This window comes from Streptomyces spiramenti, from assembly GCF_012034385.1.
Lineage (GTDB): Bacteria > Actinomycetota > Actinomycetes > Streptomycetales > Streptomycetaceae > Streptomyces > Streptomyces spiramenti.
The window spans coordinates 25,247-50,046 of the sequence record NZ_JAAVJB010000004.1 but is presented as its reverse complement, the minus strand read 5'-3'; the positions used below and the strand labels follow the sequence as shown (position 1 = coordinate 50,046).

Genomic DNA, 24,800 nt, shown 5'->3' with positions numbered 1-24,800 from the left:
ACGATCGGCTGGTCATGGGTTCTGCCTGGAGGCGGGAGGAAAGCCGGTCTCGATGGTGTTGCCGCCTGGTCGAGCGTCTTCGCTGTCGGTCAGCGCGTCCATCACGGCTTGTCCGGCCTTGGTGGGGCGGAGTGATTCGCCCCGGCGGGGGCGGATGTAGAGCTGGACGCCCAAATCACTTTCCAGGGCAGCAAACTGGGTGTAAAGGACCGAGCGTGTGGTGCCGAGCTGGCGTGATGCCTCGGCGAGGGTGCGATGCTTCATGGCTTCTCGAAACCGCTGAAGGCGGCCCCAACAGCGCCGATCTGTGAGGGCCGGCCTGATCAGCGGCGGTACTGAGTCGAGTTCCGATTGGCTCACGGCCCGGCGTCCGCCGCGTGGACGGAGTGCGATGCCCATGGCCCGGAGGTGGCGTGTCAGGGTCGTTGGGCTCATGTCCAGCTCGGTGGCGATGCTGGCCAGGGTCCGGGCCTGCCTGATGTACTGCTCTCGGAGCCACTGCTCATCGACGATCGGCTTCCTCGATGGCTCTCGGCTAGCGATGAGGCCGGAGTGATTCAGCACCTCGCTGATGAGTCTTTTGGGGAGACGGGTCTCTGAGGCGATCTCTCTGACCGTCTTCCGCGCGTCGAGGTACTCGCGTCGCAGGAAATCGTCGGTGAGCACGGTATGTGCTTGCTGACGGGCCTGAGCTGCGGCAAGCCGGGACCGTCGAGCGATGGGCCGGCTGAGGTCAACCCAAGATCCGCCGCTTTTGGAGGGCCAGGGGCTGCTGGGTGGGTGCTGCTCGAAGCAATGGCGGATGCTCTCCAGAGCGACGCCCATCTCCTTCGCCGCGACGGCGGGCGCTTGGCCCTCAGCGCAGATGAGACGGTGCGCTCGTGTCACGTCCACTGGTCGGCCGGGCAGGCAGAGTCCAGCGGCAAGGTCCGCTGGAGGCTCCCAGGTCAGCGGTTCGTCGATGCCCAAACCCCGTAGGTAGTCCTCGCCGTACTCGTCGAGAGCTCCCAGCAGGGCGGCGGTGATCCGGAAGGGAACCACCGCGACGCCTCCCGCCGCCTCGGCGGTCGTGATCCTGAGCAACTCTGGCGCCTGCCGGAGATCATTTCCGGTGATGCGCTGATAGAGGTAGCGGCGCACAGACAGCAACCGCGCTTCCTGTCCCGGGTGGACACCGGTCTGTGTGCAGATCGAAACCCAGTCATCAGCAGGCAAGAGGCCCTCACCTGTCAGCCCGCGGCGACGTTCGTAGTCGATGGGGACGGGCTGGGTGTCCAGGTAGTCGGCGATCTCACAGAGACCGGTGAGGACTCCGTCGTGGCCCTGCTGGGCAAGTTCGGCGAGCGTGTAGTGGACGTCGAGCTGCGCCTGATGGCCGAGCATGCTGATCAGGGGATCGAAGTGTCGTTTGGATGCTCCGGGGAGTAGGAGTGCGACGGCCAGTGCCGCGCGGAAGTTGCCGATGTTCCGGACGCCGGCGGCCGGCAGGAAGCGGGCAGTCCATCCACGCCAGAGTAATTGTGGGACTCGGCTGGCCCGTGCGGCAGTCAGGGTCTCGTTCATCTTGTGGGGTGGGCGCGGGCGAGTGGTGCAGCTTCGGAAGCGGAGCCGGTCCACGTTCGCCATGCGGGTGTCCATGGCCTGCCAGATCAGTTGTTGCAGGGCAGTGGAATGTGCTCTCCAGCGTTTGTTGATGTCACCGAGCGGCATGAGGTCCAGTCGTTCGCCGTCTCGTTCGAGGAGGGTCCGCAGCGTGGCGATGTTTGTCTTGTCGGAGCCCTGTTGAAGGATGTGGACGGCGCGGGTGAGTCCGCCTGCGGTCGCTGCCGCCGAGGTGGGCGAGAACTGGCCGTCTCCGGCGTAGTCCTGGCATGCCTGCTCGACATGCGGATCGAGTGTCGGGAAGTCGCCGGGTTCCGCGATGCGCAAGACCCAGGAGGCCAGCGCACGCAGGTCGTTGAAGATCATTCGGGGTGCGGGGAGGGACTGCGCTTGTCCCTGTTCGACTCGGTCCAGCAGGTCGTTGATCCAGCGCTGCGAAGCCAGTACTGGGCTGTCTTCGCGAAGGGCCGCAGCGGGGGCCAGGGCGAGGTCCGTCTGGCAGAGCGCCCCTGAGGGTTTCAGCGTCGTAGGACACTGATGGGGTGGAAGATCACGGAAGATGCTGACTCGGCCGTGGCGGGTGCGCTGGTCGCAAGAGGGACAGGCGTGCGGCAGCAGGATCCGGTGCCGAGTGCAAGCGAAGCTCCAGGGGAGGCGCCAGCGCAACTGCCAGCGGCCGTCGTGTTCGTGAAGGCACTGAGGGCAGTATCGGGAGCCGTTTCGGCCCCATAGCTGCATGCGGTTCACCGTCCGGCGGTGAGGGTGCAGTACGAGCGCATGGCCGTCGTACTGGCGCAACGTCATCGCATGCAACCGGTCAGCGGGGACTCCGCTGACGGCCGCGGCCTGCTCGGCCTGCTCCGGCTCGAGGTAGCGGGTGAGATCAGGGAGGTTGCCGTCGCGCCGACCGGGCAGTCCCAAGGCGATCAGGATCTCGCGGAAGCTGACCATGCTGCGGTGGGCCAGAGTCTCCAGCCAGGAGTCCAGGGCTTCTCCTGGCAGCGGCGCGACTCTGAGAGGGAGAGTCCGCAGGCCGGACGTCACGCGGCTTTCCGGTTGCTGGATCGGGGCCGGCTGGTGAGCCGTCGCTTGTCCAGGGCTGCTTCGAGCTCCCTGCGAGCCTTCTCGGAAGCCTCGTCGTTCTTCACTCGGTCGAGCAGGTCACGGTCGAGGCGTTCGGTGCCGCTGCGGACGGCTCTTTGGCAGCCCCGGTTGATCAGTGTCATCAGCGAGCCGATATGCCCGGTGCTGCGGGCAAAGAGGTAGTCGGAAAGATCGTCTGCAAGCATGCCGGGATACTTGTCGGCCAGGACCACTCGCTTCTCCAGGGCGAGGAGCATCTTCCGCCATTCTCGGCGGCCCGCCTCGTTCTTGATGGTGAAGGGCTGCATGTCCAGTCGAGTCGTGCGCCGGCCTGTCTGGGCCAGGGCTGTGTCACCAGAAGTAGTTCCTTCGCTGAACAGGCCCTTCTCTGCGAGTCCGACGCCGATCATCAGCAAGGTCACGGGGAACTCGTTGGCGATCCACTTCAGGTGGTTGCTGACCTCGATGCCGCTGGTGTTGCGCCACTTCAGGAAGTGCAGATCGTCGAGGGCGAGGACGCGCACTTCGCAGGACAACACGCAGTCCAGGGCCCGCTGGCCCATCTGGGCGGCTGTTCCGCGGTTGCGTCCAGCATGGCCGAAGAATTCCAGAATGGCACGGTTGAGGTCCTTCATGCCGGTGTTGCCGGTCAGTCCGACCCGGCAGACCGGAAGCCGTTCGTGTCCCTGCGCTGTGAACTCGCCGTTCTCGGCGATCTCCCGGTGGTGGAACTCGCGGAGGAACGCCAGCACCGAGGTCGTCTTCCCGAGGCCGGGAAAGGCGTCGACAGCCACGGCGCCCTTGGCCTTGTCACCGTCCTGCTGATTGCTGTCGACGATGTCCCACAAATCCTCGTGAAGATCGGCCAGTTGCTGTGTCCTGATCGGCCCGAGGTTGGCATGCCATTCCCGCCGCAGTCGGTCGTAGACAGCTCTCGACTCAGTCGTCAGAGCTTTCAGCTCTGCCCTTGTCAGCAGCCTGGGCTGTTCGCGACGCGGAGCGTTGGCGAACTCCTTGAAATCCTCCTTCCGCGACAACGCCAGATTCCCCAGGCCCAGCGGCAGCGGATCAGTCACACGTCCTCCAGTGCGTCGGCGTAGAAGTCGTCCTCTTCGGTGAGGACTTCGAAGTCGGCCTCGTCGTCATCACCCGTCTCGGCCGGCTCCATCTCCTCCGGCTCCTCGTGGGACGAGCCCTCTTTGTCGCCCAGGGCTTTGCGGACTGAGGGCAGCGAGACGACTGACTCGTCGGACTCGGGCAGTTCGATGGCCGCTTGCTCTCGCGATAGCCGCAGGGCCATCCGCCGCTCTGCCAGCGTTGTGCCCAGGCCGAGGTTCCAGCGCTCCAATAGGTCGGCGACCCCAAGACGGTCGTCAGGAAAGCGATACTTCGCAGCAGCCAGTTTCCGGGCGAAGGCGAGAGCATCCTCGCTCAGCGGCATACCGGCCGTGGGCGCATGTTCCCAGGTCAGGGTGCGCCAGCGACGGTCCAGGTCCCGGACGTAGATGCGGGTGATGTCGTCGGGATCGACCTGGAAGGGCCATCCGTTCTCGACCGGCCCCTTGTAGGGACTCCGGACATCGCTGAGCCCTTTGAGGCCGGGGCCGCTGTAGCGGCGCCGGCCGATCTCGACTCCGTAGTGCTGGATCGTGCGCCATTCGGTCTTCAGGAATTCGTAGGCGAGGTCGGGGTCTCTGGGGGCCTCGATGTAACCCGCCCGGGCCATGCCGTGCTCGAACATCGCGGCGGGGGACATCCGCAGCCCCGGCAGGCCCGGGTCGACCAGACTCGTGTGTGGTCGATGGTGGTAGACCGCCGCGACCCACTCACGGATGATCGCTTCCAGCTCATGCAGGAAGAAGAAGGCGTCGTCCTCCGGGTTCTCCCCCCGGGAATGGACGTCCGGCCCCTTATAGCCGGGCAATGCTTGAAGCAGGCCCTCACGCAGGGTGCGAAAGAATCTTTCGACTGGCCCTTTGTCGCGGCCCGTCCGTAGCCTCGCAGGCTGGATCGAGATGCCCATCCGTCGGCAGACGCTGGTCAGATGCTCGGAGTCGTACTGCTTTCCGTGGTCGATGACCAGGGTTTCCGGAACCAGAATCGGGCCAGCTGCACCAGCCCCTTCGGCGACAGCCGTATCCACGAGGACCGTCCGTGGGATGCCGTGCTCGGGCCAGACCGCGTAGCGCGGCCAGTCCTTCCCAGCCGGCCTGGGCCGGAACGACTGGTAGAGCACCGCGCTGACGTCCACCGCCTTCGTCGACACCGGGGTGAGGCGGATGCCGGTGACGCAGCGGGTGTACCAGTCCATACCGATGCTGAGCTCAGCCTGCACCCATCGAAGCGTGAACGGGTCGAAGGCGAAAACGTCCAGCCGGGTGGAGTCCATCAGGAGGTACTCGCCCGGCCTGGTCGGCCGCAACTTGCCATAAAGCTCACTTGGCCGGCCAGCGATGTCCCGGTTCCGCTTCGCACTCAGTCGGAAGAGCGGGTGCTGGTCCTCCAACTCCTCAAGCAGCCGGAAGGCAGTAGCCCGGCTGGGTTGCGGGACGACATCCGGACCGAACCGTGCAACCACCCGTGCTCGGGTCCGCTCGATCACCAGTGTGCGGGACGGCTTGGATTCCTTGGCATGCTCGACCATGACCTCCGTGGCTGTCTCCACCCACCGGTCATCCAGTTTCGTGGCCCGCCCACGTGCGGGTCGCCCGGCAGCCGCCAAGCCCGCCTCGCCGCCACGGCGGAAGTCCCGAACCCAGCGCTCGACGGTACGGACGGTGACGCCGAGTTCAGCGGCCTTGCTCGCGTAGCGCTCGCCTAGCGGAAGGTCAGGCGAGTATTCCGGTCTCGGCTCGCCTTCCGCTGCCAGCTCCGGAGCGCCCGACCGGTAACCGGTGAGGACTTCCCGGACATGGCCTGCCCGCTCTCGTAGTCCGTCTTGCTCGGCTTTCGACAGCTGGCTCAGCACGACGCCAGCGACGTCTTCGTCGTCGTCACTGGACGGTCCCGGAGCATCCGGGATCACACGAACTCGATCAGACAGCAGCAGTTCCTTCACTGCCAGTCTCAGCAGCTTCCCGCGGCCGTTCTTCAGTACCGCCTCGTTGCCGTTCGCGGTGATCGCCAGCTCGATTACCTCAACGGTCTCGCCGTCATAGCGGAACCGTGTACCAACCCCCACGCGGACTCCGGCCCAGCTCACTTCGAAGCCTTCAGAACGTGATGACCGCTGAGCGGGGTACTCAAGTCGGTGACCAGCTCACCACGCCAGAGAAGGTGAAGGACCCCAGCACGGACCTCCTCCGGTTCTCGTCCGGCGAGTGCGTCATCGAGTTCGCCAAGTATCCGGCAATCCAGCCCCATCGCTCGAAGTTCGTCGAGCAGGAGACCATCGAAAAGCCAGTCACGTCGGTACCCGGCGAGGAACCGAAGGTTCTCGAGTTCCGCCGGCGCAGGTTCGCTCCACACGACGTATCGCCATCCGCGTGTCTCCACCAGCCGCCGCGTCCAGTCGAAAGTGAACGCCACCTCTGGCTTGGCCACCCGGTGCCTCGGCTTGACGTCGACCACGACCGGACCGTCCTCGCTGATCAGAAGGTAGTCCGGGATGTGTTTGCGAACCTTGCCTTCCACCTCGGCCTTCAACAGGAAGGGCTGGGCAAGGATGCGGCGGACGGATGGGTCGAAGTCGTCAAACAGCAGTCGAGCAAGTTCAAGCCGCGACTCGTAGATCACGTGGTCACGCATGGTCGAGGACCAGTAGGTGCCCGAGTAGTGCTTCTGGCCGTCGTACCACCGGAATGTCCGCCATGGAGACGCTGTCGCTAACGTCGCGCTGCTGACGCTCTCCCACGGCTCGTCTTCGAACCCCCGGCCCGATGTACGGAAACACACCATTGCCGACTCAACTGGCACGAACACCCCCACTCCCGCGGCATCAGGTTCGATGCGATCAAGCAGTCGGTGACAGCCTGGGCCGTACGGCAGTACGTGCACCAAGAGAGCTTGGAACGTCCACACGTTTGAGCGAATTCGGCCTCAAGAGCCTGGCCAATCTCACGACGATGTCGTATCCGACATCCATCCGACATTGATCGTGAGATTCCGACACGGGAAATGAGGCCCTACAGGCGGCGTCAGAAGCCGCCCTCCATGTTGACGAAGCGGGAGTAGTGGCCCTGGAAGGCGACGGTGATGGTCGCGGTGGGGCCGTTTCGGTGCTTGGCGACGATCAGGTCGGCCTCGCCCGCGCGCGGCGACTCCTTCTCGTACGCGTCCTCGCGGTGGAGCAGGATGACCATGTCGGCGTCCTGCTCGATCGAGCCGGACTCACGGAGGTCCGAGACCATCGGCTTCTTGTCGGTCCGCTGTTCCGGTCCACGGTTCAGCTGGGAGAGCGCGATCACGGGCACTTCCAGCTCCTTGGCTAGCAGCTTGAGGTTTCGGGACATGTCCGAGACCTCCTGCTGACGGGACTCGGGCCGCCGGGAGCCGCCGGACTGCATCAGCTGGAGGTAGTCGATCACGACGAGTCGGAGGTCGTGGCGCTGCTTCAACCGGCGGCACTTGGCGCGGATCTCCATCATCGAGAGGTTCGGCGAATCATCGATGTAGAGCGGCGCCTCGTTGACCTCGGCCATCTGCCGAGCGACGCGGTTCCAGTCCTCGTCCGTCATCGAACCCGAGCGCATGTGGTGCAACGCCACCCGCGCCTCCGCGGACAGCAGACGCATCGCGATCTCGTTCCGCCCCATTTCGAGGGAGAAGATGACGCTCGGCAGGTTGTGCTTGATGGAACACGCCCTCGCGAAGTCCAGCGCGAGCGTCGAGTTGTGGACGACAATCCCCTGCGCGAGGAAGTTGTGGGTTCCGTCGACGGTCAGGTCGTAGACCTCGGCCTCGCCCGCCGGTTCGATCGTCGCCACCGGGTCCCATCGCACCACCGAATCGGCGAGCTCCCTCAGCTCCGGAGCTCGGAGTTCCGACGCCAGCCTCCGCAGCTCCTCCCGGCCCACCGGGCCGGTCCCCTGCCGCTGCACGCCCCCGGCAGCCCCGCTGCTGTCGGACCGCTCACCTCGGGCGGCGTCGATCAACCGACGCGCCTCGGCCGGGAGCGGCTCGTCGACCACAGGCGGGACCCCGACGTCGTCGGCGGTGGCGGGCGGATCCGCGACCGCGAGGTGGTCGCCCGGGGTGAGCTCGCCCAGCGGGACCCAGCCGTCGAGGGTACGGAAGGGGTGGTTGGGGGTGGCCGTGATGGTCCGTCCGCCGACGGTGGTGAGGCGGAGCACCTCGCGCCGCCCGTTCGGGATGAAGTCCGAGGGGCGCACCGCCCTCAGCCGCCAGTCCGCTCCGAGCGTGTGCACCCGCAGCGGCTCCCCGGCGAGACCCCGGCGTACGAACTCGGCGATCGTGAGCGCTTCACCCGTCGCGGCCTCCGTCACCAGGGTCTCCGCGGCCAGGCACTTACCCATGGCGGGGCGGGCGGCGATGACGATCATCTGCCCCGGGTGCAGGCCGTTGGTGAGGGAGTCGAGGTCGGTGAACCCGGTGGGGACACCGGTCATCTCACCGCTGCGGTTGCTGATCGCCTCGATCTCGTCGAGCGCGCCCTCCATGATGTCGCCGAGCGGCAGGTAGTCCTCCGCCGTGCGCTGCTCGGTGACGGCGTAGACCTCCGCCTGGGCGGAGTTGACGATCTCGTCGACGTCACCGTCCGCGGCGTAGCCCATCTGCGTGATGCGGGTCCCCGCCTGGACGAGTCGGCGCAGAACGGCCCGCTCATGGACGATCTCCGCGTAGTACTCCGCGTTGGCCGCGGTCGGCACCGTCTGCACCAGGGAGTGGACGTAGCCCGCGCCGCCGACCTTGGAGAGTTCTCCGCGCTTCGTGAGCTCGTGCGCGACGGTGATCGGGTCGGCAGGCTCGCCCTTGGCGTACAGGTCGAGAACGGCCGCGTAGATGATCTCGTGTGCAGGCTTGTAGAAGTCGTGGCCCTTGAGCACCTCGACGACGTCGGCGATGGCGTCCTTGGACAGCAGCATGCCGCCGAGTACCGATTGCTCCGCCTCCAGGTCCTGCGGCGGCAGCCGCTCGAACCCGCCGCGGTCGGGAACGTCGTCGTAGCCCCCGTCGTCGTCGCGGTTCTTTCCGCGCCCGCGACGCGGCCGCGAGACCTCAGCCGTGTCCCACGCGCCGCCGGTGTGGTCGAGGTCCGTCACGCCCCCCGCTCCTCCTGAACTCGGTGCTCGCGCCCAGTACGCGGGCCGTTGCCGGGCGGCAGGCGGCGTCGCCGGCCCCCGCAACTCATTGCTACGGCACGGCACTGACACCTGATGTCCCGGCGCCTGCCGCAGTCGTCGGCGGGCCCGACAAAGGGGGCACCGGAGGAGACAGGCGAAGGGCCACGCTACGCCTACCGGCCCGTACCACCAACCCGGTTATCCACAGGCTGGAGGTCAACCATGTGGATGTCTGATCAGACCCTGTGGACAACCCGGCGTTTCCTGTGGACGGTTCCGTGGACAGCACTGTGGAGAACCTCCGCACACCTCTGCGAAACCTCACTTGACCTGCCGTTACGTCATCCCCGACCCCTCCGCGACAAAAAGTTCGCAGAACTCGACAAGATCCCTGACAACTCCGTGGGCCATCACACACACCGACGCACAACGTAAGGATCACTCGGGTATTGCATCGGTTACCTGTGGATGTTTGGATCACCCCATGACCCGCAACCCCGACCGCGACCACCCCGCCCGGGCACACCGAGGCCTCGGCTCCGGGGCCGACCGCGGCGGCGCCCCTGCGGAGCCCCCGAAGACCCCCGCCACCCCCACGACCGGGACGCCCAACGCGCCGGCCCCGTCAGCGCCGGCCCCGTCAGCGCCGGCCCCGTCAGCGCCGACCGCGTCAGCAGCGACCCCGCCTCTCGGCGCGCCGTCGAAGAGCGACGGACCAACCGCACCCGCCACGAGCGGAACCCGCACCAACCCGTCCCGCGAAGAGCGCCGCCGCGAGGGACGGCGCCACGACCGCGAGATCCTGGCACTGGCCGTTCCCGCCTTCGGGGCCCTGGTCGCCGAACCGCTCTTCCTCCTCACCGACTCCGCGATGATCGGCCATCTGGGAACCGCCCAACTCGCCGGACTCGGAGTCGCCGCCGCCCTCCTGGCGACCGGCGTCAACATCTTCGTCTTCCTCGCCTACGCGACCACCGGCGCCGTCGCGCGCCGCGTCGGCGCCGGCGACCTGCCCGCCGCCATCCGGCAGGGCATGGACGGCATCTGGCTCGCTCTGCTTCTCGGCTCCGTCACAGCCGCGACCGTCTTCGCCACGGCGCCCGCCCTGATCGACGCGTTCGGCGCCTCCGCCACCGCGTCCCCCTACGGCGTGACCTACCTCCGGATCAGCGCGCTCGGCATCCCCGCCATGCTGGTCGTCCTCGCCGCCACCGGCGTGCTCCGCGGCCTGCAGGACACCAGGACCCCGCTCTACGTCGCCGTCGGCGGCTTCGGCGCCAACGCGGGACTGAACGCACTCCTCATCTACGGCCTCGGCTGGGGCGTCGCCGGCTCCGCCTGGGGCAGCGTCGTCGCCCAGACCGGCATGGCAGCCGTCTACCTCTGGGTGGTCGTGCGCGGCGCACGGCACCACGGCGCGTCGCTGCGCCCCGACCCCGCCGGCATCCGGGCCTGTGCACGCGCCGGCACACCGCTCCTGGTGCGCACCCTGTCGCTGCGTGCCGTACTGCTCATCGCGACGGCGGTCGCGGCCCGCATGGGGGACGTCTCGGTGGCGTCCCACCAGATCGCCCTGACGATCTGGAGTCTCCTGGCGTTCGCCCTGGACGCCATCGCCATCGCAGGGCAGGCCATCATCGGCCGGTGTCTCGGAGCCGGCGATGCGGACGCCGCCCGGCGGGTCTGCCGCCGCATGGTGCGCTGGGGCATCGGCTCCGGCCTGGTCCTCGGCGCGCTGCTCGCAGCGTCCGCGCCCCTGTTGCTGCGGGTCTTCAGCACGGACCCCGATGTCCGCTCCCAACTGCTGATCCTGCTGCTGATCGTCGCCGTCACCCAGCCGATCGCGGGCGTGGTCTTCGTGCTGGACGGTGTGCTCATGGGAGCCGGCGACGGCCCGTACCTCGCCTGGGCCATGCTCACGACGCTGCTGCTGTTCGCACCGGTCGCCCTGCTGGTACCGGTGGTCGGCGGCGGCGTCGCCGCACTGTGGTGGACCATCGCCGGTCTGATGATGGGCACCCGGCTGGTGACGCTGTGGCTCCGCGCCCGCACCGGACGCTGGCTGGTCACCGGCTCCGTGCGGAGCTGACCCGTCGGCGACGGCCGAGCGCCGCACGCACCGGCACCGCAACCGCACCGGCACCGGGCACCCCGACCGGCAACCCGACCGACACCGCGACCGGCAACCCGGCCGTTCCCGGCCGGAGCCGACCGAGAACGGCGATGGGCCGCCTCCCGCACTGCGGGAGGCGGCCCATCGAGGTACCGCAGTACTCGTCTGCCGCCCGAGAGCGGCACCGCCGCCACCGTGCCGACCGCCGGTCGCGCTCGTCAACCGAGTGCCGCCGACAGTCACCCGAACCGGGTACCACCCCCGTCACGCGGGGATGACGCACCGGAACGGACGCGCCCGGCTCACTTGGCGGCGCTGACCTCCAGGCCGACCTTCACGGTGACCTCGGGGTGCAGACGGACCGAGATCTGGTGCGCACCCAGGCTCTTGATCGGGTGACCCAGCTCGATGCGACGCTTGTCGAACTCGGGACCGCCGGCCTGCTTCACCGCGGTGACGATGTCAGCCGGGGTGACCGAGCCGAAGAGGCGACCGCCGTTGCCGGCACGCACCTTCAGACGGACCTTGACGCCTTCGAGCTGCGCCTTGACGTCGTTCGCCTGCTCGATCGTGGCGATCTCGCGGATGCGACGACCGCGACGGATCTGCTCGACGTCCTTCTCGCCGCCCTTGGTCCACCGGATGGCGACGTTGCGGGGCAGCAGGTAGTTACGGGCGTACCCGTCCTTCACCTCGACGACGTCACCAGGAGCGCCGAGACCGGAGACCTCGCTGGTCAGGATGATCTTCATGCTGTGTCACCCTTCCTTAGCGCGCGGTGGAGGTGTAGGGCAGCAGCGCCATCTCACGGCTGTTCTTCACGGCCGTGGCGACGTCACGCTGGTGCTGGGTGCAGTTGCCGGTGACCCGGCGGGCACGGATCTTGCCACGGTCGGAAATGAACTTCCGCAGCAGGTTCGTGTCCTTGTAGTCGACGTAGGAGATCTTCTCCTTGCAGAACACGCAGACCTTCTTCTTCGGCTTGCGTGCAGGCGGCTTCGCCATGGTCTCTTTCCTTCGATTCGCTCAAGAAGTGGGGAGAACCCGCTTCCCTTCCGACCGACCGGGTCACCCCGGTCCGGCATGAGGCCGAACGGGCCTCAGAAGGGGGGTTCGTCCGAGTAGCCACCGGAGTCGCCGCCGGGACCGGAGCCCCAGCCACCGCCGCCACCGCCGCCGCCCTGGCCGCCACCCGAGGGGCCGGTGGCCCACGGGTCGCCGCCCTGGCCACCGCCCTGGCCGCCACCCTGCTGCTGACCGCCGCCGGAGCCGTTGCCCCAGCCGCCGCCACCCTGCTGGCCGCCACCGCCGCCGCCGAAGCCGCCTCCCTGACCGCCGCCACCGCCACGTCCCGAGGTCTTGGTGACCTTGGTGGTGGCGCTGCGAAGGCTGGGGCCGACCTCCTCGACGTCGAGCTCGTAGACCGTGCGCTTGACGCCTTCCCGGTCCTCGTAGGACCGCTGCTTCAGCCGGCCCTGAACGATCACACGGGTGCCCTTGGTGAGGGACTCGGCGACGTTCTCCGCGGCCTGACGCCAGACCGAGCAGGTCAGGAACAGGCTCTCGCCGTCCCGCCACTCGCTGGTCTGCCGGTCGAAGACTCGGGGGGTGGACGCGACGCGGAACTTCGCGACCGCCGCACCGGAGGGGGTGAAGCGCAGCTCGGGGTCGTCGACGAGATTGCCGACGACCGTGATGACGGTCTCGCCTGCCATTGGGGGAACCTCTCGGCGGGTGCTAACTGGTGCTGCGATGATGACGGGTGGCTCTGACACCACCCGCCGACGTGACTACCCGGTTTCCGTCCCGGCCCCGCGGGGGGCCGGTGTCATCGGGGAGCGGAGCTCACCGAATGGTGGGACGGAGGACCTTCGTCCGCAGGACCGACTCGTTCAGGCCCATCTGACGGTCGAGTTCCTTGACCAGTGCGGGCTCGGCCTGCACGTCGATCACGGCGTAGATGCCCTCGGGCTTCTTGTTGATCTCGTAGGAGAGACGACGACGGCCCCAGGTGTCGACCTTCTCGACCTTGCCGTTGCCCTCGCGGACCACGGTAAGGAAGCTCTCGATCAGGGGGGAGACAGCGCGCTCCTCCAGATCGGGGTCGAGGATGACCATCACCTCGTAGTGACGCATGTGGAACCCACCTCCTCTGGACTCAACGGCCACGGACGATCCGTGGCAGGAGGGTTGTATGCGTGACCGTGCCGCGTTCCGGGCCCACCGGGGTGGGAGCGGCTTCACGACACGGACGGCCCAGCCTACCCGGTGCCCCGCTCCGGTTGAAATCCGCCCAGAAGGCGCCACACTCTGTGGTAGACGGTTCACGCCTGGAGGTGCCCCATGGCTCAGGCAGTGCAGGGACGCGCGGGACACGGTTCCCCCCTGTCCTTCTTCAACACCGACGGCAACCCCCATCCCAGGGAGAACGCCCTCGCCCTGACGACCGCGGGACTGGGGCTGGTCGCCCTCGTCACCGCCTTCTTCCCCGGCCTCCACCTGATCGCGTCCTGGGCGGGCCTCATCGGCATCGTCACCGGTGCGACCGGCCAGATGATCTCCGTCACCACCGCGGAACGGTTCGTGACGGTGATCGGGCTCGGAGCCGCCGCGACCGGCTTCTACCTGGGCGTGGCGCACGGCGGGCCCTTCGGCGGGCTCCTGGGCTGACCGGCGCCCGGCCGGTGCGCCCGCGTCGCGCGGTGCGGGACCGGCGGCACCACTCGCCGTCCCGCACCGCGCGGCGTGCAGCTCCCACCCTGTCCGCACGCACCGGTGGCGGACGGACGAGGCTCGTGCGCCCCGTTCGGCCGACCGCGCGCGGACCGGATAACTCCCCCGACTGGCACGGCAGGAGCAGCCGCCGCTCCGGGCGGCAGTAGGCTTCCGGCGGGGAGCCCCGCAAGGCTGCCGCCGACCGACGAGATCACCAGAGCGCCGACGTGCCGCCGGAGGAACGCCCGAATGAGCCTGACCCTGAGGACGATCAGCCGCGAGCAGCATCTGGCGTACATCCGCTCACTGCCGTCCGCCAGCCACATGCAGGTCCCGGCCTGGGCCGACGTGAAGTCGGAATGGCGCAACGAGTCGATGGGCTGGTACGACTCCTACGGCAAGCTGGTCGGCGTCGGCCTGGTGCTGTACCGCCAGCTGCCGAAGGTGAAGCGCTACCTGGCCTACATGCCCGAGGGCCCGGTGATCAACTGGTACGCCCCGAACCTCGAGGACTGGCTGCAGCCGATGCTGGCGCACCTCAAGGCCCAGGGCGCGTTCTCGGTCAAGATGGGCCCGCCCGTGGTGATCCGCCGCTGGGACGCCAAGGCCATCAAGGCCGGCATCCAGAACCCCGAGGTCAAGCGGTTGCGGGACGTCGAGGCGACGTTCCTGGAGCCCCGCGCCTTCGAAGTCTCCGACAAGCTGCGCCGCATGGGATGGCAGCAGGACGAGGACGAGGGCGCCGGCTTCGGCGACGTGCAGCCCCGGTACGTCTTCCAGATCCCGCTGGCCGGCCGCACGCTGGAGCAGGTCCACAAGGAGTTCAACCAGCTGTGGCGCCGCAACATCAAGAAGGCCGAGAAGGCCGGCGTCCAGGTGGTCCGCGGCGGCTACGACGACCTGCCGCAGTGGCAGCAGCTCTACGAGGTCACCGCCGAGCGTGACAAGTTCCGTCCCCGCCCGCTGGGGTACTTCCAGCAGATGTGGAACGCGCTCAACGCCGAGACGGCGCAGCGTGGCGACGAGCCGCGCATGCGGCTGTACTTCGCGCTCCACGAGGGCGAGGCGGTCGCCGCCGCGACGATGCTGGTCGTGGGTGGCCACGTCTGGTACTCCTACGGCGCCTCCGCCAACCACAAGCGGGAGGTGCGTCCCTCGAACGCGATGCAGTGGCAGATGCTGCGGGACGCCCACGCCATGGGCGCGCAGGTCTACGACATGCGCGGCATCGGCGACTCGCTGGAGGACACCGACCACCTCTTCGGGCTGATCCAGTTCAAGGTGGGGACCGGTGGCGAGGCCGCGGAGTACCTCGGTGAGTGGGACTTCCCGCTGAACAAGCTGCTGCACAAGGCGCTCGACATCTACATGTCGCGCCGCTGACGCATCCTGGACGGGGGTGCCGGCCGGCGCCCCCGGCCGCGCCCCGCCCCGTGCGACGTGCGTCCCGATCTCCGACCGCCCCCCACGCGGTGACCCCCACACCAACCACAGACGACCCTGAAGCTAGAGAGGTGTCCCCCGGTCATGGCGCTCACCCTGTATGTCGATACCGACCGCTGGCGGGCGCACCAGCGCGCGGTGGCCGCCGCGTTCCCCGGCCTGGTGCCCGTCTGCAAGGGCAACGGTTACGGCTTCGGCCACGAGCGGCTCGCGGAGGAGGTGGCCATGCTCGGCTCCGACATCGTCGCCGTGGGCACCGCCTACGAGGCGGCGTCGATGCGGGAGCTGTTCAGCGGCGACATCCTCGTGCTGACCCCGTACCGCCGTGGCGAGGAGCCGGTGCCGCTGCCGGACCGCGTGATCCGGTCCGCCTCGTCGGTCGACGGGGTGTACGGCCTGGTCGGCTCGCGCGTCGTGGTCGAGGTCATGAGCAGCATGAAGCGCCACGGCGTGGCCCCGGAGGACCTGGGGAAGCTGCGCGCCGCGCTGGACGACGTGCGGTTGGAGGGCTTCGCCATCCACCTGCCGCTGGACCGTGCCGACGGCACCGACGCGGTGGAGGAGGTCATCGGGTGGATGGACCGACTCCGGGCCGCGCAGCTGCCGCTGCACACCATGTTCGTCAGCCACCTCAGCGCCGACGAGCTGAGCCGGTTGCGCCAGCAGTTCCCGCAGACCCGGTTCCGGGCCCGCATCGGCACCCGGCTGTGGCTGGGTGACCACGACGCGACGCACTACAAGGGCGTGGTCCTGGACGTCACCGCGGTGACCCGGGGCGACCGTTTCGGCTACCGCCAGCAGAAGGCGTCCGGGGACGGTTGGCTGGCGGTGGTCTCGGGCGGTACGTCGCACGGGGTGGGGCTGGAAGCGCCGAAGGCGCTGCACGGCATGACCTCGCGGGCGAAGGGCGTGGCGCGGGCGGGGCTGGCGACGGTGAACCGGAACCTGTCGCCCTATGCCTGGGACGGCAAGCAGCGCTGGTTCGCGGAGCCGCCGCACATGCAGGTGTCGATCCTCTTCGTCCCCGCGGAGTCGCAGGAGCCGAAGGTGGGCGACGAGATGACGGCGATCCTGCGGCACACCACCACGCAGTACGACCGGCTCGTGGATCTCTGAGAACGACCACCCGCCCGGTCGGCGCCGTGGGAACGGCGGCACCGGGCGTGACGACGGCGGCCGTCGTGGCCTCTCCCGCGGGGCGCGGCGTCACCTTCAGGCGTCGCCGTTGATGAAGTCCTCGACCTTCTGACGGGCGACGTCGTCGAAGTACTGCTCCGGCGGCGACTTCATGAAGTAGGAGGACGCGGAGAGGATGGGGCCGCCCACACCGCGGTCCTTGGCGATCTTCGCGGCGCGCAGCGCGTCGATGATCACACCGGCGGAGTTGGGGGAGTCCCAGACCTCGAGCTTGTACTCAAGGTTCAGCGGCACGTCGCCGAAGGCGCGGCCCTCAAGGCGCACGTAGGCCCACTTGCGGTCGTCGAGCCACGCGACGTAGTCGGAGGGGCCGATGTGGACGTTGTTCTCGCCGAGGTCCCGGTCGGGGATCTGGGAGGTGACGGCCTGGGTCTTGGAGATCTTCTTGGACTCCAGGCGCTCACGCTCGAGCATGTTCTTGAAGTCCATGTTGCCGCCGACGTTCAGCTGCATGGTGCGGTCCAGGACGACGCCCCGGTCCTCGAACAGCTTGGCCATGACCCGGTGGGTGATGGTGGCGCCGACCTGCGACTTGATGTCGTCACCGACGATCGGGACGCCGGCCTCGGTGAACTTGTCCGCCCACTCCTTGGTGCCGGCGATGAAGACCGGGAGGGCGTTGACGAAGGCGACCTTGGCGTCGATGGCGCACTGGGCGTAGTACTTCGCCGCGTCCTCGGAACCGACGGGCAGGTAGCAGACGAGCACGTCCGCGCGGGTGTCCTTGAGGACCTGGACGACGTCCACCGGCTCCTCGTCGGACTCCTCGATGGTGGCACGGTAGTACTTACCGAGGCCGTCGAGGGTGTTGCCCCGCTGGACGGTGACGCCGGTGCGCGGCACGTCGCAGATCTTGATCGTGTTGTTCTCGCTGGCACCGATGGCGTCGGCGAGGTCCAGGCCGACCTTCTTGGCGTCGACGTCGAGAGCGGCGACGAACTCGATGTCCCGCACGTGGTAGTCGCCGAACTGGACGTGCATGAGACCCGGGACCTTGCTGTCCGGGTCGGCGTCCTTGTAGTACTCGACGCCCTGCACGAGCGAGGCGGCGCAGTTGCCCGCGCCGACGATGGCTACGCGAACCGAACCCATTCGGTTGCTCCCTAGTTGATCTCAGTGTTGTCGGCGATTTCCCGCGTGGTCACGGGGCCTTGGCCATGGCCGGTTCCGCCGGCGGGCGGCTCCGGCCGGGTGCCGTCCCTGTCGGGGGACGGGCCGTCCTGCTGTACCGGGGCGGGGGAGGCGCCGTGCTGGTCACGGCGCTCGTGCCCTTCCCGTTCGCTCGCGATCAGCTCGTCGAGCCAGCGGACCTCACGCTCCACGGACTCCATGCCGTGGCGCTGGAGCTCGAGGGTGTAGTCGTCCAACTTCTCGCGGGTGCGGGAGAGGGAGGCGCGCATCTTGTCGAGACGTTCCTCCAACCGGCTGCGGCGGCCTTCCAGCACCCGCATGCGCACGTCGCGATTGGTCTGTCCGAAGAAGGCGAAGCGCACACCGAAGTGCTCGTCCTCCCAGGAGTCCGGCCCCGTCTGGCCGAGCAGTTCCTCGAACCGCTCCTTGCCCTCCGCGGTGAGGCGGTAGACGATGCGCGCTCGGCGGCCGGCCAGGGCCGCGCCACGCGCCTCGTCGCTGTCCGCTCCGGGCTCCTCGGTCAACCACCCCTGGGTGACCAGCGTCTTCAGACACGGGTACAGCGAGCCGTAGCTGAACGCACGGAAGACGCCGAGGGAGGTATTGAGCCGTTTCCGCAGCTCGTAGCCGTGCATGGGCGCTTCGCGGAGCAGGCCGAGAACGGCGAACTCCAGTACACCGGATCTCCGGCTCACGGTCGCCGCCCACCTCCGTTCCCTCTCCGTCCACGACGATCGGTCACCCGACGCGTGGTCGTGTGTTCGCTGCGTACCTCGCGCGGGGACGAGCTACGGCCGATACGTCGCCTCGATGTATCGAGTCGATACATCTGGACGATAGAGCAGTACCCAGGAGGCGGCAAGATCAATCATCGTGAGGGGAGTCACATATCGGCCTTGCCCTGGAGAGAAGAAGAAGTTTGCGAACTTCACCGGGATTAGTGCGTTTTGGCGGTGCGTACTCTGGGCGGATGCGGAGCACCACCGGGAACCCGGGCGCGAGAACAGGCGTCCTCTTTCACGGTGAGGTGTACCCGGTACCGTTCCGGGAGCCGGGCTGTCGGGGGCAGCAGTCCCACCAGCAGTACCCACCACCTTCAGACGCCTCCGTCTGTCCGAGGAGTAGCTGCATCCATGAGCGAGCACCGTCGCAAGCCGCCGTCGCGCGGCCGTCGCGCGACCGGGTCTTCCGGTCGTAGGGCCGCCCCGCCGCCCGGCCCCACCGGCCACGGGCAGGCGGGGCCCCCGCCCGGCTCCGGCGAGCCGGTCTACGGCTCCCGCGCGGAGGCACGGCGGGCCGCCCAACAGGGCGGTCGCCGCCGGCCGGAGCCCGAGGGCAAGAAGCGGTTCATCGACTACCCGCGCCACGGCAAGCAGGGCGTGCGCCGCTGGCTGCCCTCGTGGCGGCACCTGCTGGGTGCCGCGCTGCTCTTCATGGCCATGATCGTGGGGCTCTTCGGTGTCGCCTACGCCATGGTGAGCAAGCCGGACCCGAACGAGGCGGCCCAGCAGCAGACCAACGTCTACTACTGGGCCGACGGCTCCCGCATGGTGGTGCACGGCGGCGGCGGTGACAACCGCCAGAACATCGGCTTCGAGCAGCTTCCCGAGCACCTCGTGGAATCGGTCGTCTCCGCCGAGAACCACACCTTCTGGGACGACAGCGGCGTCGACCCGATGGGCATCGCCCGCGCCGTGGTGAACATGGCGCGCGGCGGCGAGACCCAGTCGGGGTCGACCATCACCCAGCAGTACGTGAAGAACAACTACCTCAGCCAGGAACAGACGCTGGAGCGTAAGTTCAAGGAGCTGATGATCTCCATCAAGGTCGGCCAGAGCGAGAGAAAAGAGATCATCCTCGAGGGCTACCTGAACACCGCCTACTTCGGCCGTGGCGCCTACGGCATCCAGGCCGCTTCCCAGGCCTACTACGGCAAGGACGCGACCGACCTCGACGCCAACGAGTCGGCCTTCATGACCAGCCTGCTCAAGGGCCCCGAGCTGCACGACCCGGCCGGCGGCACCCAGGGCGAGGTCAACGCCGAGCGGAACACCAACAACGCCATCGAGCGGTGGAAGTACGTCTGGAACCGCAGGGTCGAGCTGGGCTACGCATCGGCGGCCGAGCGCACCGAGAACGACGAGTTCCCGATGCCGCAGCGGCCGACGCCGGCGATGGACCTCGCGGGGCAGACCGGCTACCTGGTCGAGATGGCCAACGCCTACCTCGTCAACGAGGAGCGCGTCACCCCCGAGGACCTGGCCCTCGGCGGTCTCTCCATCCACACCACCTTCGAGAAGGACAAGGTGGAGATGATGGAGGGCGCCGTCAACTCGGTCCTGGAGAAGCTCGACCCGGAGGAGCGCGAGGAGAACCAGCACGTCCAGTTCACCTCCTCGGCGGTGAAGCCGGGCGACGGCGCTGTGGTGGCGGTCTACGGCGGTCCGTCGGCCACCGAGCACTTCATCAACAACGCCACCCGTGCGGACGTCCAGGTCGGATCGACCTTCAAGCCGTTCGTGCTCGCCGCCGCGCTGCGGGACGGCATTCGGGACGCCAACAAGGGGCCGGACCAGGGCCCGGAGGACCGCACCCGGATCTCAGCCGAGTCGAAGTACTACAGCGAGAACGGCCTGCTGATCAACAACTACGACGGCACGGTCTGGGAGGGCGAGGACGACGACGGCGAGGCGTTCAACTGGAACCAGCGGAACTACGAGGACCAGTCGCAGGGCGACATCACGCTGCGTGAGGCGATGGAGGTCTCGGCCAACTCGCCGTTCGTGCAGCTCTCCATGGACATCGGGGTCAAGGAGGTCGGCAAGGCAGCCATCGACGCCGGCCTGCCGGAGTCGCAGCTCGGCGAGTACAACGACACGGTCCCGACCTTCGCGCTGGGTGTCTCCACCGTCAGCTCCATGAACATGGCCAACGGCTACGCCACCTTCGCCGCCCACGGCGAGCAGGCCGAGATCTACACCGTCACCAAGGTGGACGGCCGCGACGGCAACATCTTCACCCATGAGAAGCAGGTCAAGCGGACCTTCGACTCCGCGGTCGCCGACACCGTCACCGACGTCCTGGCGGGTGTGGTCGAGCGTGGCTCCGGCACTGCGGCCCAGGAGATCGGTAAGCCGGCGGCGGCCAAGACCGGCACCACGGACAAGAACATGAGCGCCTGGTTCGCCGGCTACACCCCGCACCTCTCCACCGCGGTCGGCATGTACCGCTACGACCAGGAGGACTCCGGCCAGGGCTTCCAGTCGATGCGGGGCACCGGCGGCATGGACAACGGCGTCACCGGCGGCAGCTTCCCCGCCCAGGTATGGGTGGAGTTCATGAAGGACGCCACCGCCGACGACGAGGCGACCGAGTTCGCCGATCCGCGCGACGACGGCGAGGTCGTCTACGGCGGCGGCGCCGAGAGCCCCGCCCCGCCCCCGGTGGACCCCCCGGAGGAGGAGGAAGAGGAGAGCGCGGAGCCGAGCGACGATCCGGAGGAGGAAGAAGAGGACGAGACTCCCACGCCCGACCCGAGCGACGACCCGGACCCCTCCCCGGACCCGAGCGACGACTGCCGCCGCTGGGACCCGAACTGCAACGACGACGGCGGCCAGGACGGCGGTCCCGGTGGTCCGGGCGGTCCCGGTGGACCGGGCGGTCCCGGTGGACCCGGTGGGGACACGAGCGGCCCCGGAGGGGACCCCGGCACCCCGGGCGACCCGGTGGACCCCTCGATGCCCGAGGACCCGACCGATCCGGGTGACGACGACGGCGGATGGATCCTCGGAGGCTCCGGCGGGCGGGACTAGTCCTGTCCGGTGAATCGCGCCGGTAGGGCCCGCGGCGTCCGGTGCGGTGGATCGCACGGCGGAGCATCGCAGCTCGTACCCGTCGTACTCGCGCGGTGCCCGACGCGGCGAGATGCCGTGCCGGGCACCGCGTGCCAGGCGGGATCTACCAGACAGGGCATCACGCCCACCCGAAGTGACACAGGCTGAGGCCACGGTCGGTACACCCCGACCGTGGCCTCAGCCGCTTCCCCGAAGCCGTACGGCAGGATGTGGGCATGGCGCACCCCGACCCCCGACCGGTCGTACGGCCCTCCCGACAGGACGAGATCGCGGCTGCCGGCAGCGAACTGCTCGGCGGCCCCACCGGCCGCAGGGCAGGGTGGAGCAGCCATCGCTGGCCACCCGTCCGGATCATCGCCCTCGCGATGATCGGCACCTTCGCCCTCGGCCTGGTACAGAAGCTGCCCTGCGCCCGCCGCGGCTGGTTCGAAGGCGCGGCCACCCAGTACACGCACGCCTGCTACTCGGACATCCCCCACCTGTACACCGCACGCGGCTTCGCCGACGGGCTCATCCCCTACTTCCAGCGCATCCCCGAGGAGACCTCGGCGAGCATGGAGTATCTGGAGTACCCCGTTCTCACCGGGATGTTCATGGAGCTGGCCTCCTGGTTCACGCCTGGCGTCGGGCTGGTCGAGCGACCCGCGCAGTACTACTGGCTCGTCAACGCCGCGTTGCTCCTGATCTGCGCGATCGTCATCGCGGTCTGCGTCACCCGCACCCAGACCCACCGCCCGTGGGACGGGCTGCTGGTCGCGCTGGCCCCGGCGTTCGCCCTCACCGCCACCATCAACTGGGACCTGCTCGCGGTGGCCCTCACCGCCGCCGCGATGCTGATGTGGTCGCGGAGCCGGCCACTGGCAGCGGGAGTTCTGATCGGTCTCGCCACCGCGGCGAAGCTGTACCCACTGCTCCTGCTCGGCCCCCTCTTCCTCCTGTGCTGGCGCGCCGGGCGGTGGCGGGCGTTCTCCTGCGTGCTGACGGGCGCCACCGCTGCCTGGCTCGCGGTGAACCTGCCGTTCATGCTAGGCGCGACCGAGGGGTGGGCGAAGTTCTACACCTTCAGCCAGGAACGACCGGTGGACTTCGGATCCTTCTGGCTGATCCTTTCCCACCGCACGGAGTGGCAGCTCAGCTCGGAGCTCGTGAACGACCTGGCGACGCTGCTGATGCTGGCAGGCTGCGGCGCGCTGGCAGTGCTCGCGCTGAGCGCGCGTCGCCGTCCGCGGTTGGCGCAACTGGCGTTCCTCGTCGTCGCCCTGTTCATCCTCACCAACAAGGTCTACTCCCCGCAGTACGTGCTCTGGTTGATCCCGCTCGCCGTCCTCGCGCGGCCTCGGTGGCGCGACTTCCTCATCTGGCAGTGCTGCGAGGTCATCTACTTCCTCGGCATCTGGTACTACCTGGCGGAGAACGCAGGCGCTCCCGGACTACCACCCGGTGGCTACCACCTGGCCATCACGGCGCACCTGCTCGGCACGGTCTACCTGTGCATCATCGTGGTCCGCGACGTCCTCTCCCCCGAGCGCGACATCGTGCGACTGGACGGCTCCGACGACCCGGGCGGAGGGGTCCTGGACGGCAGCATGGACCGGTTCACCCTGCGGAAGGTGCGTCGGCACCCCCTTCCGGAGGCCGTCGCCGAGGCTTCGCACGCACCCACCGCTTCACCCACCGCTTCACCCACCGACCGACGCCCGCCGGACGGTGCCGCCGTTTCACGTGAAACATGAGAGTTCGTTGCTGCCTCGATGACCGTCATCCATGACTTCCGAACGCTCTGGGCGTTCCCGAACTTCCGCAAGCTGCTGGCGGTGCGACTACTGTCGCAGTTCGCCGACGGCATGTTCCAGGTGGGCCTCGCCACCTACGTGGTCTTCTCGCCGGAGCAGCAGACCACGCCGGCCGATATCGCCGCCGCGATGGCGGTGCTGCTTCTGCCCTACTCCCTGCTGGGGCCGTTCGCCGGCGTCATGCTGGACAGGTGGCGGCGACGGCAGGTACTGCTCTACGGAAACCTGCTACGGGCAGCACTGGTAGTGCTGACCGTCACTCTGGTGCTCGCCTCGGTTCCCAACTACCTCTTCTATCTGGCTGCGCTCTCGGTGACCGCCGTGAACCGCTTCATCCTCGCCGGGCTCTCCGCGGCCCTGCCCCGAGTGGTGGATGCGCAGCGGCTCGTGGTCGCCAACTCCCTGTCCCCCACCGCCGGCACTGTCGCCGCCACCGTGGGTGGCGCCTGCGCCTTCGGCGCGCAGGCTCTCATCGACACACCGGGACGATGGGCCGACGCACTCGCACTCGGCCTCGCAGCCGCCGTCTACCTCCTGGCGGCGTCAGCCGCTCTCCTGATGCAACGCGACCTCCTCGGCCCGGCGACCACCGAGCGGGTGAGCAACCTGCATGCGGCGCTGACCGCCACCGCGACCGGGCTGCGGCACGGGCTCACCCACCTGTGGTCGCGTCGCCCCGCAGCGCTGGCGCTGCTCGGCGTCGGCGTGATGCGGTTCTGCTACGGCGCCCTCCTGGTGCTGGTGCTGATGCTGGCGCGGTACGCGTGGGGTGACACCGACAGCGACGGCGTCGCCTGGCTCGGGCTCGCAGTGGGCTTCTCCGGCGCCGGTTTCTTCGTCGCGGCTGTCAGCACCCCCTGGATGGTGGCCCGCTGCGGCCGGTTCGGCTGGTTCGCCCTCTGCGCCGCGCTTGCGGCCGTCCTGGTGCCGGCGCTCGGACTCACCTTCCGACCGGTGCCGATCCTCATCGCGGCCTTCCTCCTGGGGCTGGTCAGCCAAGGCGCCAAGATCGTCACCGACACCGTGGTGCAGTCCAGCGTCGAGGACGACTACCGAGGTCGGGTCTTCTCGCTCTACGACATGCTCTTCAACATGGCGTTCGTCGGCGCCGCCGGGCTCGCCGCCCTGATGCTGCCGCCGGACGGGCGGTCCGCCGCACTGGTGATCACCGTCGCGCTGCTCTACCTGTCGACCGCCGTCGGAGTCTGGCGCCTCCACCGGAGGCTGGATCCGCTCCACTCCTCGACCGTCCCCACGGTGCACGGCACCGAGCCGGGCGCGGGGGGCGACACCCAAGGAGGGGGCCAGGAAGCAGGCGGGGAAGCGGCCCCGTCGGACGGCACCGGACCCGCGGTGTGTGCAGAGACAGGCACGGCGGCCGGTACCGACAGCGAGCGGCACACCGGCGCCGACACCGATACCGCCCCGGGCGGTATCGCCGGCACACCACCGGAACCCGGCCCGTCCACGGGCTCCGCCGGGTCCGCCGCTTCCGATCGTCATCCTGAGCCGGAGCGCCCGACCCCCTGAGTCGAGCCCCAGCCGCCACGAGGCGCTTGCGCCCAGCGGCAGCCGCACGCGGCGGGAACGGACACGACCGGGGGGGGGGGGGGGGGGGGGGGGGGGG

At 68.7% G+C, this 24,800-nt stretch carries 17 protein-coding genes and 1 pseudogene; 7 read left to right on the top strand and 11 right to left on the bottom strand.

What is annotated here, in order from left to right:
- Nucleotides 1-12: 12 nt before the first annotated feature.
- The 5 genes from HCJ92_RS01175 to dnaB form a co-directional block, all read right to left on the bottom strand.
- Nucleotides 13-2,646: a TniQ family protein gene (locus HCJ92_RS01175; RefSeq protein ID WP_167931459.1), complete on the bottom strand. Its 2,634-nt coding sequence runs from the start codon at nucleotides 2,644-2,646 to the stop codon at nucleotides 13-15.
- Nucleotides 2,643-3,761, bottom strand: coding sequence for an AAA family ATPase (locus tag HCJ92_RS01170; RefSeq protein WP_167931458.1), 1,119 nt, complete (start codon nucleotides 3,759-3,761; stop codon nucleotides 2,643-2,645). The genes HCJ92_RS01175 and HCJ92_RS01170 overlap by 4 nt, the downstream gene beginning before the upstream one ends.
- On the bottom strand, nucleotides 3,758-5,887 hold the full coding sequence (locus HCJ92_RS01165; RefSeq protein ID WP_167931457.1) for a helix-turn-helix domain-containing protein: 2,130 nt from the start codon (nucleotides 5,885-5,887) through the stop codon (nucleotides 3,758-3,760). Before HCJ92_RS01165 ends, HCJ92_RS01170 begins: the two co-directional genes overlap by 4 nt.
- Nucleotides 5,884-6,681: a TnsA-like heteromeric transposase endonuclease subunit gene (locus HCJ92_RS01160; protein ID WP_338053953.1), complete on the bottom strand. Its 798-nt coding sequence runs from the start codon at nucleotides 6,679-6,681 to the stop codon at nucleotides 5,884-5,886. Before HCJ92_RS01160 ends, HCJ92_RS01165 begins: the two co-directional genes overlap by 4 nt.
- Nucleotides 6,682-6,821: 140 nt before the next feature.
- The gene (dnaB, locus tag HCJ92_RS01155) at nucleotides 6,822-8,729 is read right to left on the bottom strand and encodes a replicative DNA helicase (protein ID WP_209310566.1); all 1,908 of its coding nucleotides are present in this window, start codon (nucleotides 8,727-8,729) and stop codon (nucleotides 6,822-6,824) included.
- 682 nt (nucleotides 8,730-9,411) lie between these two features.
- On the opposite strand from dnaB, the gene HCJ92_RS01150 reads away from it, so the two are divergent.
- Nucleotides 9,412-11,016, top strand: coding sequence for an MATE family efflux transporter (locus HCJ92_RS01150; protein WP_167931456.1), 1,605 nt, complete (start codon nucleotides 9,412-9,414; stop codon nucleotides 11,014-11,016).
- A 326-nt stretch (nucleotides 11,017-11,342) separates the two neighbouring features.
- Here HCJ92_RS01150 and rplI read toward each other — a convergent pair whose 3' ends face one another.
- The 4 genes from rplI to rpsF form a co-directional block, all read right to left on the bottom strand.
- Nucleotides 11,343-11,792 (bottom strand): 50S ribosomal protein L9, encoded by a 450-nt coding sequence (gene rplI, locus HCJ92_RS01145; protein ID WP_167931455.1) that lies wholly within the window; start codon nucleotides 11,790-11,792, stop codon nucleotides 11,343-11,345.
- 16 nt (nucleotides 11,793-11,808) lie between these two features.
- Complete coding sequence (gene rpsR / locus HCJ92_RS01140; protein WP_003978893.1) at nucleotides 11,809-12,045, bottom strand: 30S ribosomal protein S18; 237 nt, start codon at nucleotides 12,043-12,045, stop codon at nucleotides 11,809-11,811.
- 95 nt (nucleotides 12,046-12,140) lie between these two features.
- On the bottom strand, nucleotides 12,141-12,755 hold the full coding sequence (locus HCJ92_RS01135) for a single-stranded DNA-binding protein (RefSeq protein WP_167931454.1): 615 nt from the start codon (nucleotides 12,753-12,755) through the stop codon (nucleotides 12,141-12,143).
- Between the two features lie 130 nt (nucleotides 12,756-12,885).
- A complete protein-coding gene (rpsF, locus tag HCJ92_RS01130) occupies nucleotides 12,886-13,176 on the bottom strand; it encodes a 30S ribosomal protein S6 (protein ID WP_167931453.1) in 291 nt (96 codons plus the stop codon).
- A gap of 207 nt (nucleotides 13,177-13,383) precedes the next feature.
- On the opposite strand from rpsF, the gene HCJ92_RS01125 reads away from it, so the two are divergent.
- The 3 genes from HCJ92_RS01125 to HCJ92_RS01115 all read left to right on the top strand — a co-directional run bounded on the left by HCJ92_RS01125 (nucleotide 13,384) and on the right by HCJ92_RS01115 (nucleotide 16,314).
- Nucleotides 13,384-13,710 (top strand): hypothetical protein, encoded by a 327-nt coding sequence (locus tag HCJ92_RS01125; RefSeq protein ID WP_167931452.1) that lies wholly within the window; start codon nucleotides 13,384-13,386, stop codon nucleotides 13,708-13,710.
- A 294-nt stretch (nucleotides 13,711-14,004) separates the two neighbouring features.
- The gene (locus tag HCJ92_RS01120; protein ID WP_167931451.1) at nucleotides 14,005-15,138 is read left to right on the top strand and encodes a lipid II:glycine glycyltransferase FemX; all 1,134 of its coding nucleotides are present in this window, start codon (nucleotides 14,005-14,007) and stop codon (nucleotides 15,136-15,138) included.
- 144 nt (nucleotides 15,139-15,282) lie between these two features.
- Nucleotides 15,283-16,314, top strand: coding sequence for an alanine racemase (locus HCJ92_RS01115; RefSeq protein WP_167931450.1), 1,032 nt, complete (start codon nucleotides 15,283-15,285; stop codon nucleotides 16,312-16,314).
- A 96-nt stretch (nucleotides 16,315-16,410) separates the two neighbouring features.
- Here the strand turns inward: HCJ92_RS01115 and HCJ92_RS01110 are convergent, their stop codons facing one another.
- Nucleotides 16,411-17,487, bottom strand: coding sequence for an inositol-3-phosphate synthase (locus tag HCJ92_RS01110; RefSeq protein ID WP_167931449.1), 1,077 nt, complete (start codon nucleotides 17,485-17,487; stop codon nucleotides 16,411-16,413).
- Nucleotides 17,488-17,498: 11 nt separating this feature from the next.
- Nucleotides 17,499-18,221 (bottom strand): helix-turn-helix transcriptional regulator, encoded by a 723-nt coding sequence (locus HCJ92_RS01105; protein WP_167931448.1) that lies wholly within the window; start codon nucleotides 18,219-18,221, stop codon nucleotides 17,499-17,501.
- Between the two features lie 438 nt (nucleotides 18,222-18,659).
- On the opposite strand from HCJ92_RS01105, the gene HCJ92_RS01100 reads away from it, so the two are divergent.
- From HCJ92_RS01100 to HCJ92_RS01090, 3 genes and pseudogenes are all read left to right on the top strand, one after another.
- A complete protein-coding gene (locus HCJ92_RS01100; protein ID WP_167931447.1) occupies nucleotides 18,660-21,338 on the top strand; it encodes a transglycosylase domain-containing protein in 2,679 nt (892 codons plus the stop codon).
- 257 nt (nucleotides 21,339-21,595) lie between these two features.
- Nucleotides 21,596-23,113: a glycosyltransferase family 87 protein gene (locus HCJ92_RS01095; RefSeq protein WP_167931446.1), complete on the top strand. Its 1,518-nt coding sequence runs from the start codon at nucleotides 21,596-21,598 to the stop codon at nucleotides 23,111-23,113.
- 18 nt (nucleotides 23,114-23,131) lie between these two features.
- Nucleotides 23,132-24,394 (top strand): annotated as a pseudogene (locus HCJ92_RS01090) (MFS transporter); the annotation flags it as partial.
- Between the last annotated feature and the right edge of the window lie 406 nt (nucleotides 24,395-24,800).

Coding starts and splice junctions, on each gene's coding strand:
- dnaB (WP_209310566.1), bottom strand. CDS start 8,729: ATGCTGCTGTCCAAGGACGCCATCGCCGACGTCGTCGAGGTGCTCAAG.
- HCJ92_RS01150 (WP_167931456.1), top strand. CDS start 9,412: ATGACCCGCAACCCCGACCGCGACCACCCCGCCCGGGCACACCGAGGC.
- rplI (WP_167931455.1), bottom strand. CDS start 11,792: ATGAAGATCATCCTGACCAGCGAGGTCTCCGGTCTCGGCGCTCCTGGT.
- rpsR (WP_003978893.1), bottom strand. CDS start 12,045: ATGGCGAAGCCGCCTGCACGCAAGCCGAAGAAGAAGGTCTGCGTGTTC.
- HCJ92_RS01135 (WP_167931454.1), bottom strand. CDS start 12,755: ATGGCAGGCGAGACCGTCATCACGGTCGTCGGCAATCTCGTCGACGAC.
- rpsF (WP_167931453.1), bottom strand. CDS start 13,176: ATGCGTCACTACGAGGTGATGGTCATCCTCGACCCCGATCTGGAGGAG.
- HCJ92_RS01125 (WP_167931452.1), top strand. CDS start 13,384: ATGGCTCAGGCAGTGCAGGGACGCGCGGGACACGGTTCCCCCCTGTCC.
- HCJ92_RS01120 (WP_167931451.1), top strand. CDS start 14,005: ATGAGCCTGACCCTGAGGACGATCAGCCGCGAGCAGCATCTGGCGTAC.
- HCJ92_RS01115 (WP_167931450.1), top strand. CDS start 15,283: ATGGCGCTCACCCTGTATGTCGATACCGACCGCTGGCGGGCGCACCAG.
- HCJ92_RS01110 (WP_167931449.1), bottom strand. CDS start 17,487: ATGGGTTCGGTTCGCGTAGCCATCGTCGGCGCGGGCAACTGCGCCGCC.
- HCJ92_RS01100 (WP_167931447.1), top strand. CDS start 18,660: ATGAGCGAGCACCGTCGCAAGCCGCCGTCGCGCGGCCGTCGCGCGACC.
- HCJ92_RS01095 (WP_167931446.1), top strand. CDS start 21,596: ATGGCGCACCCCGACCCCCGACCGGTCGTACGGCCCTCCCGACAGGAC.